The sequence below is a fragment of the Arcicella sp. GW458-12-2-14-TSB2 genome (assembly GCF_059423785.1).
In genome coordinates, this window is sequence record NZ_JBWKYN010000060.1 from 16937 (window position 1) to 29634 (window position 12698).

The 12698-nt window shown below is 34.0% G+C and carries 12 protein-coding genes; 8 read left to right on the forward strand and 4 right to left on the reverse strand.

Annotation, left to right across the window (positions count from 1 at the left end; genetic code table 11):
• The first annotated feature begins 29 nt into the window (after window positions 1–29).
• The 4 genes from AC07XN_RS10700 (at window position 30) to AC07XN_RS10715 (ending at window position 3002) form a co-directional block, all read left to right on the forward strand.
• Window positions 30–998, forward strand: coding sequence for an electron transfer flavoprotein subunit alpha/FixB family protein (locus AC07XN_RS10700; protein ID WP_494743057.1), 969 nt, complete (start codon window positions 30–32; stop codon window positions 996–998).
• A 155-nt stretch (window positions 999–1153) separates the two neighbouring features.
• Window positions 1154–1744: a bifunctional nuclease domain-containing protein gene (locus AC07XN_RS10705; RefSeq protein WP_309918956.1), complete on the forward strand. Its 591-nt coding sequence runs from the start codon at window positions 1154–1156 to the stop codon at window positions 1742–1744.
• A gap of 122 nt (window positions 1745–1866) precedes the next feature.
• On the forward strand, window positions 1867–2748 hold the full coding sequence (locus AC07XN_RS10710; RefSeq protein WP_309918959.1) for a cell division protein FtsX: 882 nt from the start codon (window positions 1867–1869) through the stop codon (window positions 2746–2748).
• Window positions 2749–2798: 50 nt separating this feature from the next.
• Window positions 2799–3002: a DUF3098 domain-containing protein gene (locus AC07XN_RS10715; RefSeq protein ID WP_309918962.1), complete on the forward strand. Its 204-nt coding sequence runs from the start codon at window positions 2799–2801 to the stop codon at window positions 3000–3002.
• 79 nt (window positions 3003–3081) lie between these two features.
• On the opposite strand, the gene AC07XN_RS10720 is transcribed toward AC07XN_RS10715, so the two are convergent.
• Complete coding sequence (locus tag AC07XN_RS10720) at window positions 3082–4227, reverse strand: lactonase family protein (protein WP_494743058.1); 1146 nt, start codon at window positions 4225–4227, stop codon at window positions 3082–3084.
• A gap of 226 nt (window positions 4228–4453) precedes the next feature.
• On the opposite strand from AC07XN_RS10720, the gene AC07XN_RS10725 reads away from it, so the two are divergent.
• Window positions 4454–4930, forward strand: a complete 477-nt coding sequence (locus AC07XN_RS10725) for a hypothetical protein (protein WP_309918967.1) — start codon at window positions 4454–4456, stop codon at window positions 4928–4930.
• A 75-nt stretch (window positions 4931–5005) separates the two neighbouring features.
• Here the strand turns inward: AC07XN_RS10725 and AC07XN_RS10730 are convergent, their stop codons facing one another.
• The gene (locus tag AC07XN_RS10730) at window positions 5006–5404 is read right to left on the reverse strand and encodes an Hsp20/alpha crystallin family protein (RefSeq protein ID WP_309918969.1); all 399 of its coding nucleotides are present in this window, start codon (window positions 5402–5404) and stop codon (window positions 5006–5008) included.
• A 242-nt stretch (window positions 5405–5646) separates the two neighbouring features.
• Between AC07XN_RS10730 and AC07XN_RS10735 the strand changes: the two genes are divergently transcribed.
• The 3 genes from AC07XN_RS10735 (at window position 5647) to AC07XN_RS10745 (ending at window position 10967) form a co-directional block, all read left to right on the forward strand.
• Window positions 5647–5940 carry a hypothetical protein gene (locus AC07XN_RS10735; protein ID WP_494743059.1) on the forward strand — a complete coding sequence of 98 codons (294 nt, stop codon included), beginning with the start codon at window positions 5647–5649 and terminating at the stop codon, window positions 5938–5940.
• A 96-nt stretch (window positions 5941–6036) separates the two neighbouring features.
• Window positions 6037–6990 (forward strand): methylenetetrahydrofolate reductase [NAD(P)H], encoded by a 954-nt coding sequence (metF, locus tag AC07XN_RS10740; protein WP_309918974.1) that lies wholly within the window; start codon window positions 6037–6039, stop codon window positions 6988–6990.
• Between the two features lie 233 nt (window positions 6991–7223).
• Window positions 7224–10967: an ATP-binding protein gene (locus AC07XN_RS10745; RefSeq protein WP_494743060.1), complete on the forward strand. Its 3744-nt coding sequence runs from the start codon at window positions 7224–7226 to the stop codon at window positions 10965–10967.
• 29 nt (window positions 10968–10996) lie between these two features.
• On the opposite strand, the gene AC07XN_RS10750 is transcribed toward AC07XN_RS10745, so the two are convergent.
• Both AC07XN_RS10750 and AC07XN_RS10755 read right to left on the reverse strand, forming a co-directional pair.
• On the reverse strand, window positions 10997–11896 hold the full coding sequence (locus AC07XN_RS10750; RefSeq protein WP_494743061.1) for a DUF58 domain-containing protein: 900 nt from the start codon (window positions 11894–11896) through the stop codon (window positions 10997–10999).
• 34 nt (window positions 11897–11930) lie between these two features.
• Window positions 11931–12551: a septal ring lytic transglycosylase RlpA family protein gene (locus AC07XN_RS10755; RefSeq protein ID WP_309918983.1), complete on the reverse strand. Its 621-nt coding sequence runs from the start codon at window positions 12549–12551 to the stop codon at window positions 11931–11933.
• Window positions 12552–12698: the final 147 nt, after the last annotated feature.

A 12698-nucleotide genomic window follows, 5' to 3' on the forward strand; every position in this document is an offset into this window, starting at 1 on the left:
AATTTACTTACATTAAAATCTGAAATAAAATGTCTGTTTTAATATTCACAGAATTAGATAATGGAGCGATAAAAAAATCTTCGCTCGAAGCCGTTTTTTATGGCTCAGAACTTGCTAAGTTGCAAGGTACTTCTGCTACGGTATTAGCCATTGGCGAAGCTTCTGAAAGTGAACTAGCGAAGGCTGGTAATTTTGGTGCAACCAAAGTACTTCATGCTAATGATGCTCGTTTAGCCGTTTCAAATATTCAAGCTTATGCCTCTGTATTGACTGAAGCTGTTAATACCGATGGTGCTGATATTGTTGTGCTGGCAAAATCATCGTTGGGAGATGCTGTTGCTGCTAGGGTAGCAGGCAAATTAAAGGCTTCAATCGTTTCTAATGTAACGGCGTTGCCAAATTTAACCAATGGTTTTGTGGTAACTAGGAGCATTTATACAGGTAAGGCTTTTGCTAGTGTGTCCCTGAAAAGTGATAAAAAAATCATAGCGATTAAGAAAAATGCGGTGAGTCCTGTGGAAACGGATGCTTTGGCTACTGTAGAACTGTTTGCACCTGCGTTAAATGATAGCGATTTTGGTGTGAAATTAATTGAAACGCATAAAGCATCAAGCACTATTTCTTTACCAGAGGCCGACTTAGTAGTATCGGCTGGACGCGGATTGAAAGGCCCTGAAAACTGGGGCATTGTCGAGGACTTAGCGAATGCTTTAGGGGCAGCTACGGCTTGTTCAAAACCTGTTTCTGATTTAGATTGGAGACCTCACCATGAGCACGTTGGACAGACGGGCATCAAGGTTTCTCCTAATTTGTACATTGCTGCTGGTATATCAGGAGCAATCCAACATTTAGCGGGAGTCAATTCATCAAAAGTAATTGTGGTGATTAATAAAGACCCAGAAGCTCCTTTCTTCAAAGCGGCAGATTATGGGATCGTTGGTGATGTTTTTGATATTTTACCGAGACTGACTAAAGCTGTTTTAGCATCAAATAAGTAACTTTACAAAGATTATTTCAAAGACCTGTGAAATTTAAATGTCACAGGTCTTTTATTTTGAATGAATATCCAGAAAACTTTTTTAAATTTATCGGGGTTTATATCTTTGTTACTTGCTAATGAAAACCCCAATTATTAAAAGCATATATTTGTAAAGTGGAAAAAATAAAATTAGAAATATTAGGATTGTCTCCTAGTTCATCTCAAACGGGTTCGTTCGCATTGATATTAGGAGAAGAGTTTGGTCCCAGAAGGTTACCTATCATCATTGGCATGTTTGAGGCCCAAGCAATTGCCATTGAAATTGAGAAAATCGAGCCTAATCGCCCGATGACTCATGATTTATTTAAAGCGTTTGCTCGTACTTTTCATTATTCTGTGAGTGAAATTTCAATAACGGACATCAAAGAAGGTGTCTTTTTCGCTAGAATTCATTGTACTGACGGTATTAAAGATACTTATATTGATGCCCGCCCGTCGGATGCCATCGCTATTGCTTTACGTTTCAATGTGCCGATTTATACCTTCGAAAATGTATTATCTGAAGCAGGTATTTCAACCAACGAGTCGTCGAAAGACCCTTTAATTGATGATATTGAACCAGAAATTAAGCCTAAAAAGACTTTTGGTGAGATTTTGAAAGAAAATCCAGTGGAACAGCTTAACAAAATGTTGCAAGAAGCCCTTGCTAACGAAGAGTATGAGAAAGCTGCGAAAATTCGTGACGAACTAGATAAAAGAAATTAAACAAAGGATTCTAAAAAAAGCCATCTGAAAACCTCAGATGGCTTTTTGTTAAAAAGCGTTAATTGGCTTTCATTGCGATATAAAAATCGTAAATTTGTTTGTAATCTTTGCCTCAAGATGATATGGCTAAAATAAAAAAATTAGGAAGTACGCCGAATGTAATGGTCGTTATTAGCTTAACCATAGCACTTTTCTTAATCGGAATGTGCGGTTTGTTAACGCTGAATGCTCGTAAATTGGCCGAATTAGTTAAGCAAAACGTTGAGCTACAAGTATATCTAGATGACGATTTAACTACCAGCAAACTTGATTCAATTTACAAATTGTTGACCAAAAAGGAGTTTGTACTTTTAAAAGACAATTCTCCTCAAATCAATTTTATTTCTAAAGAAGTAGCCGCCAAACAATTTATTGAGGAATCTGGAGAAGATTATCGTAAACTTTTGGGTGATAATAATCCTCTTCATAACCTATATGCTGTGAAAATTAAGCAAGAGTATTTTAATGATGTCAAATTAAAAGAAATTAAAACAGCACTAGAAGTAATTCCTGGCGTTCATGAAGTAGCGTATGTTGAAAATTTTGTGGAGGAGGTAAATAAAAATATTTCAAAGATTTATTTAGTACTCTCTGTTTTTGTATTGTTGTTACTGTTGATTATCATCATTTTAGTAAACAATACCATTAAACTATCATTGTATTCTCAGCGATTTTTAATCAGAAGTATGCAGTTAGTAGGAGCAACCAATGGTTTTATTCGTAAACCATTTATCATAAAAGGAGCCTTGCAAGGGTTGACTAGTGGTTTGGTAGCAAGCTCATTGCTTATTTTACTTCAACAACTAGCTGTTCGTAAGGTAGAAGGCTTGGTGCTATTACAGGAAATGGACAAAATGATTTATTTACTTTTGGGTATCTTGATTATTGGAACTTTGATGGGTATCCTAAGCACATTCCAATCTGTTGAAAGATATTTACGATTATCATTAGACGAGCTATATTAAGCATCAATAAAAAATCAACTTTCATTTGAAATTCAAAATTAAAATATAAAATGACTAATAAAGATAAACTCCCTTTTGGAAAAACAAACTACTTAACGATGTTGCTAGGAATAGCTATTATCCTTATCGGATTTTTTATCATGAGCCAAGATAAAGAAGAATTCGGCTTTGGATTTTTAGGTTTAACACTAGGCCCAATCGTTGTATTGGCAGGTTTTACGATTGAATTTTTTGCTATTTTAAGAAAATCGTAGTTAAGCAGATACTTATAAATGAAAACGCTCTTTAACCAATATGTTAAAGAGCGTTTTTTTGATTTATTATCAATACCTTTTAATCAACATTCATCATTTTTAAACAAACTGGATTGGGTACCGAAATCTCTTTTCCTGTTGATGTTAGCGTTCCTTTAATAGGGTCGCGTTCAAAAATAGTAATATTATCACTATCCTGATTGGCAATCAAAACAAATTTGCCCGTAGGGTCGATGATAAAATTTCTAGGTTTTTTGCCTAATACGCCTTGATTAGTGATATAAGTAAGTTTGCCAGTTTTAGGGTCTATCGCATAAATAGCAATGCTATCATGAATTCTATTAGAGCCGTATAGAAACTTTCCATCAGGCGAAATATGAATATCTGCACAGGATTTTCCACCCGTATATTCTGCGGGTAAGGTTGAAATAGTTTGGAAAGCCTTAAGTCCTCCCTTTTGATAATGAAAGCCTGTTATCTCTCCGCTTAATTCTTGTATCACATACGCAAATTTTTTGTTGGGATGAAAAGTAAAATGTCTTGGTCCAGTTCCATCTTGTACTTTTGTAAAAGGAGGATTGCCCGCAGTCAATTTTCCAGTGGTGTTATCCAGTTGGTAAGTAACAATTTTATCAATTCCTAAATCTGGTACAAATATATCAACGTTATTAGGAGCAATGTTAATAGAATGCACATGAGGTTTTTCTTGTCTTGTTTCATTCACTCCTTTGCCTTCATGTTGTATCGTCTGAATGGCAGTGCCTACGCCGCCATTACTTTCTACAGGTAAAACACTTAGGCTACCAGCCCCATAATTCCCCACAATTACCCATTTACCTGTCTTATCAACAGAAACATGACAAGGGCCTGAGCCATTTGCTGACTGAGTACTCAATTGATTTAATACACCTTTTGTTTTATCAAACTCAAAGGCATACACCGCACCACCATTGTTAAATTCACCAACAGAATACACATATTTTTGGTTGGGTGAGACAGCTAAAAAAGCAGGATTCTTCAACCCTTTCGCAATGCTGATTGCCTGATAATTTCCAGTTTCACTGTTGAATTTATAGACGTAAATTCCTTCGCTTTTTCCTGATGTATAAGTACCTACCAATAAATAAAATTCTTTGGGTGCTATGGGTTTGGATATGTTAGTAGCAAAAGCAAAAGATTGAAAAAGTACAAGCAGTACTAGCAAAAACTTAGTAATGATTTTCATGGAGAGAAGATTTAGGATGACTAATGATAATTTCTGAAAAGATAAGTATTTTTTGATTTTTACTTATAGAGTATTGTAGGGATTAATTTTTACTCAATTCTAACATATTATGTTGCAAGATGTCGTCTAGTTAGGATAGTGGGGTATTTTTTCTACATATTTTGATGATAATCTTTGGTACGATAATTTAAAAAAGAGATTTGATTAAAATATTAACAACAATCGCATGAAAAAACTATTATTCAGTGCTTTTATACTCGTTTTATTGGGTGTAAGCACTTCTGTAAAAGCTCAAGGGCAATACAAATCAGCGTTAGGTATTCGTTTAGGTAATACCAATGGTATTACATTTAAAACTTTTGTAAACGAAAAAAGTGCGGTAGAAGTAATTGGCTCATTCCGTTATGAAGGTTTTGGTTTAACAGGTCTTTATGAAGTACATGGCAGAGCCTTTAATTCTAGAGACTTTAATTGGTTCATTGGGGGCGGTGGTCACGTGTATGTTTGGGGTGATAAACGTCCAGGATTTTTAGATAGAAATCAAACTACCGTATTAGGTTTAGATGGTATCCTTGGCTTAGAAGCTTATGCAAGAACAATTCCTTTAGCAATCAGTTTAGACTGGAAACCTGCTATCAATATCGTTAATTATAGTAGTTTCTGGGCAGATGAAATCGCTTTGTCATTCAGATATACATTTTAGTTAGCTGAAAGCATACAAAAAAAGCCCTACGGAAGCGTACTTCGTAGGGCTCATATATATAGCTAGTTTGTTTCCTTAAATTTCTACTTCTATTCTTTTCTTGAAGCCTTTTCGGTGCCCATCAATAGGCATTACTATTTTCCACTGATTATTATAGTATCTCGCAACTATGTTATCTAAATCAATAAAATTGGGTAACATAATATGGCCAATAGTTTGTGGAACAAAATTATGTGCTTCTCCTTCCTCTGCTTTTTTCAACACTGGTTGCAAAGCATATAGCCACAAAATGTTGTTTTCTACGTCCATTTGTAAATGGTCTGCACTCAAACCCGCTACTTTTACAAATACTTCAAAAGCTTCTTCTGTTAGATTTACGTCAATATTTGGCTCAACTCTGCCACCGTTAAGTGTATTGCTAAAATCAATATCTGCTAGTATATTTTTCGGAATCTCTATTTTATAGTTGTTCATCTTATTACGCTTTAAAGGTTAAAAACATATTTGTTAAATATGTTTATTATAACCTTTCAAATCTTATACCAGCTCATTTGGTAAGACAAAATGGCTTGTTTTGTATGTTTGACAAGACATTTTGTCTAGTATGGAGGATTTTCTACAATAAATAAGTCATTTAGTGAACAAATAGCCTACTAGCATTTTTATTTGCTACTACATAGTATGTAACTTTATGGTTCATTTAAATGATAACTTCGATGACTTACCCTGAATTTAAGGCAACGCTAACTCATCCAACTCCACCGACCTCGGTTCATGAATTGTTAATTGCACTTTGGTATGATGCAAATGAAGATTGGGTGAAAGCCCATGAAATAGCCCAAAGCAATGAAGGTTCAAAAAAGTATGATCAATTACATGCCTACTTACACAGAAAAGAAGGTGATAATTGGAATGCCAAATATTGGTATACGCGTGCTAAATCAACAGTTTTTGTGGGTTCGCTGGCTCAGGAGTGGGAAATGTTAGTAAAGGAGTTTTTGACTCTATAAGTTTTGTCTACCTTTGTACAAAATATAAACTAATGCTATGTACGGCTGTTTGATGAAGATATTCACCTGAAAGTCGGAGATTTATATATATTAATTATGACCAAAATTACCCAATACATCGAGCAAGCCAAAGGCAAAACGCTATTTTCAATTGAGATTATTCCGCCAGTAAAAGGGGAAAGTATACAATCGTTAATGAGTAATATCGAGCCTTTGATGGAATTTAAACCGCCTTTTATTGAGGTAACGTATCATCGTGAAGAATTTTTAGAGAAAATTGTGAACGGTCAGATAGATAGAATTCCTATTCGCAAACGTCCAGGTACTGTCGGTATTTGTGCTAGCTTGATGAACCGTTTTAATGTTGATGCCGTTCCTCATGTGATTTGCGGAGGTTTTACCAAAGAAGAAACAGAAGACTTTTTATTTGATTTACATTATTTAGGAATTGATAATGTATTGGTGCTTCGTGGCGACCCTGTGAAGGGCAATCCCGCTTTTACACCCGAAAAAGGAGGGCATGCCTATGCAAGCGACTTACTGCAACAAGTAGTAAGAATGAACAAAGGTGAGCTCTTGCACGAAGAAACTCAAGCTTCGCCAACCAATTTCTGTATCGGTGTGGCAGGTTATCCTGAAAAACATTTTGAAGCACCTAACCTTAATACCGATTTTGCTTACTTGAAAAAGAAAGTGGAATTAGGGGCAGATTATATCGTTACACAGATGTTTTTTGATAATCAAAAATATTTTGATTTCGTAAAGAAATGTCGTGCAGAAGGAATTAATGTGCCAATTATTCCGGGTTTAAAGCCTTTGGCAACAAAAAAACAATTGACAGTTTTGCCAAGAATCTTCCATTTAGATATGCCCGAAGATTTGGTAAAAGCAGTAGGACAATGCCAAACAGATAAAGACGTAAAACAGGTAGGAATAGAATGGTGTATTCAGCAATGTAAAGAATTGATAGCTTTTGATGCACCAATCTTACATTTTTATACCATGAGTAAATCTGAAAGTACAAAAAAGATTGCAGCAGCAATTTTTTAAATTAAATTTTAGCGATATTAATGTATTTTTGAAGAAGAGTCTTTTTACAAAATAAGGCTCTTCTTTTTGTTTAGTCTAGATTAAGTTATTTTGAAAAAATACAGTATTTTTGGTAGAACGAATGAATCCTCTTTTTCAATAATATAAAATTATCCATGTCAGTCTTAGTTGTTATGCCAAAGCATTTTTCATAATGTTTAGTATAATAGTGGGCTCTTCACAAGTAAAGTGTTATGAATCATACATTTACTAAAATTTTTATCTCTCTTTTCCTTAAAAGAAATCTCTTTCTGAGTTTCGCTTTTTTGTGTTTTGGATTAACATCTTTATTGTATGTTATAATCGAAAACGACAAAGGCAATACATTTGAAGAAAAATATTTATCTGATATTCAACATAAAGTTGTCAAAGAAATCCAAAAATCAAACCTTGATTTAGATAAAGTAAGCAGTATCATCAATAATCTAAAAGAAATTAGATTTGGGTCACTGTTTACTAAAACTGAATACCCATACTTTATTTTCAATAATGGCAAATTGATTTTTTGGTCCGATAATCAGTTTGTTCCTGATTATTCATTAATCAAAGGGAATTATACCACAAAAGGACTATTATTAGAAACAGGTAAATCAATAGTAAATCGCAGAGTAATAACAGTTGGGAAAAATAATATTGAGGTTTTCTCTGTGTTGAATTTGTATTATTCAAATGAATATAGGGTTAATGGACTGCGTGAACAATATAATACCAAAATTTTCAGGACGGATGCTCAAGATATATCTATTACACCTTCTTCCAACAATCACCTTAATATTTATACCGCATCTAGGCAATTCTTATTTTCCATTGCGACAGAACAAGGCGACAACTTTCAGATTTATATCATTTCAACTTCGGTAATTGTTAGTGGTTTACTGAGTGTATTTTTTACAATTATTTACTTATTTACTTGGCTTTGGTATTTAAACAATAGCCATCGACATGGCCTAGCTTTTGTTATATTATTAGGGTTCGTGATTGTATTAAGAAGTATCTCACTTTTTTATTCAATACCTTTTTCACTTTACCAATCAGACCTTTTTAATCCTAAATATTTTAGTTCATCTATTTTATCTCCATCGTTGGGCGACTTAATTATCAACTTACTGATTTTTGTGTTCTTATTAATTTACTTAGTGAATTATTATTACAAAATGAGGGCTTATTTATGGTTGATGAATTTGCCAAACCTTATTAAGAAAATTAGCACTGTAGTATTATTGATAGGTAGTTTTGGCCTTACTCAGTTTATATATGGTCTTCTTGGTGATATATATGAAAAATCTAATAATGAGCTTAGTTTGGCTTTAAACATCGATATTTGGGAAAAACCGTTGGTATTGTTTTCATTATTAGCCTATGTATTGATTGCACTGATTTACTTTTTAAGTAGTCATTTCCTAATTATCTTGATTATTAAACTAAATAGACGCAACGATAAATGGATGTATATTTCCTTATTGATTGCTTTGTTGTTTACTAGTCTTCTTGTTTTGATTTTCTCAAATTTTAGTTTTTTTGTTTTTGGACTTTACAGTATTTATTTGGTTGTTCTTTTTTATACGTCATTTCCACGCTATTTATATACTTTCCGTTACCAAACCTCCATTTACTTCTTTGGTGGGGCATTGGTTTGTGCAGGCATAGGCAACTATGTGGTTTATCAAGAAAATATTCAAGAAGATTTTAATCATAAAAAACAGTTTGCTAAACGCTATTTCGATGAGAATGATGAAAAAGCGGAGTTTCTTTTAAACAAAGCAAGCCTTTCAATTAGCCGAGATTCGGCAATACTTGATTTGATGAAATCCGATTTTCTACCGAAAGAACAAGTAGGGAATTATGTAAAACATAATTTGTTGGATAATTATTTTTCTTATTACGATGTGCAAGTTTTTGTTTTTGATAGTACTGGTAAGTCATTGGATAATAATGATGAAATAGATAATTATCATACTTTCGAGAAGATGTTTAGGTTGCCAAAATATAGCACAAAAAATGAAGAAATATATTTTGTAAACGACTTAGAGGCTTATTCCAACAAACAGTATTTCGATTTTATCCCGCTTTTGAATAAAGAAAATACTTCTGCGGGGTATATTATTTTAGATTTAAAGCGAAAAACACAGCTTTCTAACGACATTAATAGTGAATCTCCAATTTTTACGGGGACGAAGCTAAAAGCCAATGCCTATAGTTTTGCGGTATATGAAAACGGGAAAATTATAAAAACAGGTGGGGAAGGTTTTAATTATGAAAGAAAACTATCTAGCGATGTGCTAAAAGGGGGAGAGGTCTTTCAGGAGGGAGTAGAAGAAAATGGTTATAGACATATTGGGTTTGTTAACAACAAAGGTAAAGCCATCATTGTTTCTTCAGAATCACAAAGTATTGCTTCAATCTATGCCAATTTCTCATTCTTGTTTTTGATATTAGTTTTTACCATCATTATCGTCATCTTGTGTTATGCCTTACACTACGGCTTTTCGATGATGAATATCAACATTGCTAGTAAGATTCAAATATACCTCAATATCGCGTTTTTGTTACCTTTGATTTTGGTAGTAAGTATTACCCTGACCATCATCAGCGCCAAGTTCTCGGAAAGTCAGCAAGACGGCTACCTAAATCAAACAGAGAGCATAAGCATTAATTTAATGCCCGCAGTTGATAGATTCGTTCAAGGCAAAATGAGTAAACAGTTTTTGTCTGATACGATTAATAGTATTTCTACAAGCACCAAAAAATACATAAGTGTTTTTGATACCAAAGGTCATTTGTTGGCTAATAACAAACCATTCAGCTTCGAAAATGGCTTCCTTTCTAATTATATCAACCCAATAGCTTATATCAAGCTAATGGAAGAAAAGGACGCTAAAGTGATGTTGGATGAAACCATCGGCGATTTATCTTTCAAGACTTCCTACTTAAAGCTAAAATCCAATGAGGGTAAATTACTCGGGATTGTTTGTATACCATTTTACGATTCAAAAACATACTTTACCAAAGAGGTAAGTTCAGTAATTGGCTCAATGCTGAATACGTTCACTACCATTTTCTTAATTTTACTATGGTTTTCATACTTAGCATCTAATGTATTGATTGTTCCGTTGCAGATGATTACCAATAAATTAAGGAAAGTCGATTTAAGCAAGCCTAGCGAACCACTTTCATGGCGTTCAGATGATGAAATAGGTGTATTAGTGAAAGCCTATAATGAAATGTTGGTAAAGCTTGAAGAATCTAAAGTAGCCCTGACTGATGCGAATAAACAATCTGCATGGCAACAAATGGCTAAACAGGTGGCTCACGAAATTAAGAACCCCCTTACACCAATGAAGTTGTCTTTACAATTGCTTTGGCGTAAGCTTTCAAGAGGAACAGAACTAGATTTAGCACAAGTTAAAGACCAGATAGAATCGTTAACTGGGCAGATTGATAACCTTTCCTATATTGCTACTTCTTTTTCAGATTTTGCCAGATTACCAATCCCTAAAAGTGAGGTATTTGATTTTGCTCAAGAGACTAGAAAAGTTGTGAATTTATTCACAGACGATTCTCAGTTGGAACTGAGAATGATTGTGCCAAACAAAGCCGTAAAAGTAATTGGTGACCGTCAGCTAACGGGGAATATCATCAAAAATCTGATTATGAATGCCATTCAATCAGTGCCAGCCACTAAAATACCTGAAGTAATGATTGTGGTTGAGTTAGGCATTGAAGCCGTTACTTTCAGTATTCAAGATAATGGGATCGGAATTCGGGAAGAACACCGTGGAAAAATATTTATGCTGGACTATTCAACGAAAACCCAAGGCTCGGGTGTAGGTTTAGCCTTAGCAAAATGGGTAGTAGATAATGCCAAAGGAAGTATTTGGTTTGAAACTGTAGAGAACCAAGGAACTACCTTTTTCTTTACCTTGCCATTAGCCCCTTAATATTGATGGAAAGATGAAGTAAAATAACCTTACTTCATCTTTCCTCTTTTGACTAAATACGACGTAAGTATTTGTTCAAACCCTTCAGCAATATCAGCTTCAATAAAATCAATTTTGTATTGTCCACAACGCAGTTTTAATTCTTGGTAAAACTGATGTAAGGTTTTCTGGTAATCAACCTTTACTTGAGCAGGATTCAACTTGATAGTTTCGTTAGTTTCTAAATCAATAAATTCATAGGGGCGGTCATCAAATTCAAAGTCAGATTCTGTCTTTTTATCCGTTACATGAAATATCAATACTTCATGAAGGTTATGTTTCAGGTGTTGTAAAGAAGAAAAAATCTTTTCTGAATTGTCAATATCATCAAACATATCGCTGAAAATAATTACTAATGAACGCTTATGAATGTTTTCAGCTATCTGGTGAATTACCGACGCCACTTCCGTTTTTTTATGCTCTTTGGGTTTTTGAAGTAAATTTTCTAAATCCAAAAAGATTTTATGGATATGTGAAGGGGTTGATTTGACAGGCGTTTGAATCTCGATACCTGAGGAGAAAGTAATTAAGCTAATAGCATCTTTTTGTTTTTGAAGCATATATGCCAAAGCTGCTGCCGCCATCGTAGAGAATACAATTTTGCCATTGTTTTTCTCTGGATAATACATCGAAGAAGAAGTGTCAATGATTAAATGACAATGCAAATTCGTTTCTTCTTCATATCTTTTGGTGTAAAGTCTATCCGTTTTTGCAAATACCTTCCAATCTATATGCCTAGTACTTTCGCCATTATTATACAAACGATGCTCTGCAAATTCAACAGAAAAACCGTGAAATGGTGATTTATGAAGACCCGTAATAAAACCTTCTACCATTTGTTTGGCTAAAAATTCTATATTTCCATATTGGCGTATTTGTGCTAAATCCATAAATTATTTTAAAACTTTGTTGAGTGAACTAACATTATTTAGTTTTCTTTTTAGGAGTCGCTTTCGCTGCTTTCTGTGCTTTTATTTTTTGCTTAGAGAGCTTCCTTAAATAAGAATTTACCTTTAAACGTCTATGTTTGAGGTTTGGATATTTTCTTTTTTGCCAATTTTTTTTGAGGCGATAATAACGATGATATTTTAACTTCGTTTTCTGATAAAACTTAGGCTCAAAATGAGGAGGAGCAGTCAATCTCAGCGAGTCGAAAGGCTCTAGCATAATATCTCCATCAAAGCCAACCACTTTTAGCCTTACTTTTGTAAGTCCTTTATTGGTCATTTTTAGCCATTTTGCTGGATTTTCGGTTAGATCAATAATCCTTCCGGGCTTAAACGGACCGCGGTCGTTTACTCTTACAATTACAAAACGTTTATTAGCAAGATTTGTTACTTCCAGCATTGTACCAAAGGGCAATGTCATGTGGGCAGCAGTGTACTGATTTCGTTGAAGTATTTCCCCCGTCGAGGTAGGTTTATTATAGAAATACTGAGCATAGAATGAAGAAATACCAAAAGATTCATCCCCTAATTTTTGTGCATGGGCAACAGAACAGAAAAGGCTAAAAACTATGATAATTCCTAGAAGTGGTTTTGACATTTTGTGTGATTTAGTGGTTTTAATTTAGTGGCTTTCTACACATTATCTACCAAAACTGGAATACGAAATTAGCCTTTTTCAGTCGAAATAAAAATATAAATTTTAAGCATATATTATTGAAATTTAGCTAAGCTACATAGTGGATGT

Bases quoted from the DNA above. Each gene is read 5' to 3' on its own strand.
- AC07XN_RS10755 (WP_309918983.1), bottom strand. From the start codon at position 12,551: ATGTCAAAACCACTTCTAGGAATTATCATAGTTTTTAGCCTTTTCTGT.
- AC07XN_RS10750 (WP_494743061.1), bottom strand. From the start codon at position 11,896: ATGGATTTAGCACAAATACGCCAATATGGAAATATAGAATTTTTAGCC.
- AC07XN_RS10720 (WP_494743058.1), bottom strand. From the start codon at position 4,227: ATGAAAATCATTACTAAGTTTTTGCTAGTACTGCTTGTACTTTTTCAA.
- AC07XN_RS10735 (WP_494743059.1), top strand. From the start codon at position 5,647: ATGACTTACCCTGAATTTAAGGCAACGCTAACTCATCCAACTCCACCG.
- AC07XN_RS10700 (WP_494743057.1), top strand. From the start codon at position 30: ATGTCTGTTTTAATATTCACAGAATTAGATAATGGAGCGATAAAAAAA.
- AC07XN_RS10730 (WP_309918969.1), bottom strand. From the start codon at position 5,404: ATGAACAACTATAAAATAGAGATTCCGAAAAATATACTAGCAGATATT.
- AC07XN_RS10725 (WP_309918967.1), top strand. From the start codon at position 4,454: ATGAAAAAACTATTATTCAGTGCTTTTATACTCGTTTTATTGGGTGTA.
- AC07XN_RS10710 (WP_309918959.1), top strand. From the start codon at position 1,867: ATGGCTAAAATAAAAAAATTAGGAAGTACGCCGAATGTAATGGTCGTT.
- AC07XN_RS10745 (WP_494743060.1), top strand. From the start codon at position 7,224: ATGAATCATACATTTACTAAAATTTTTATCTCTCTTTTCCTTAAAAGA.
- metF (WP_309918974.1), top strand. From the start codon at position 6,037: ATGACCAAAATTACCCAATACATCGAGCAAGCCAAAGGCAAAACGCTA.
- AC07XN_RS10715 (WP_309918962.1), top strand. From the start codon at position 2,799: ATGACTAATAAAGATAAACTCCCTTTTGGAAAAACAAACTACTTAACG.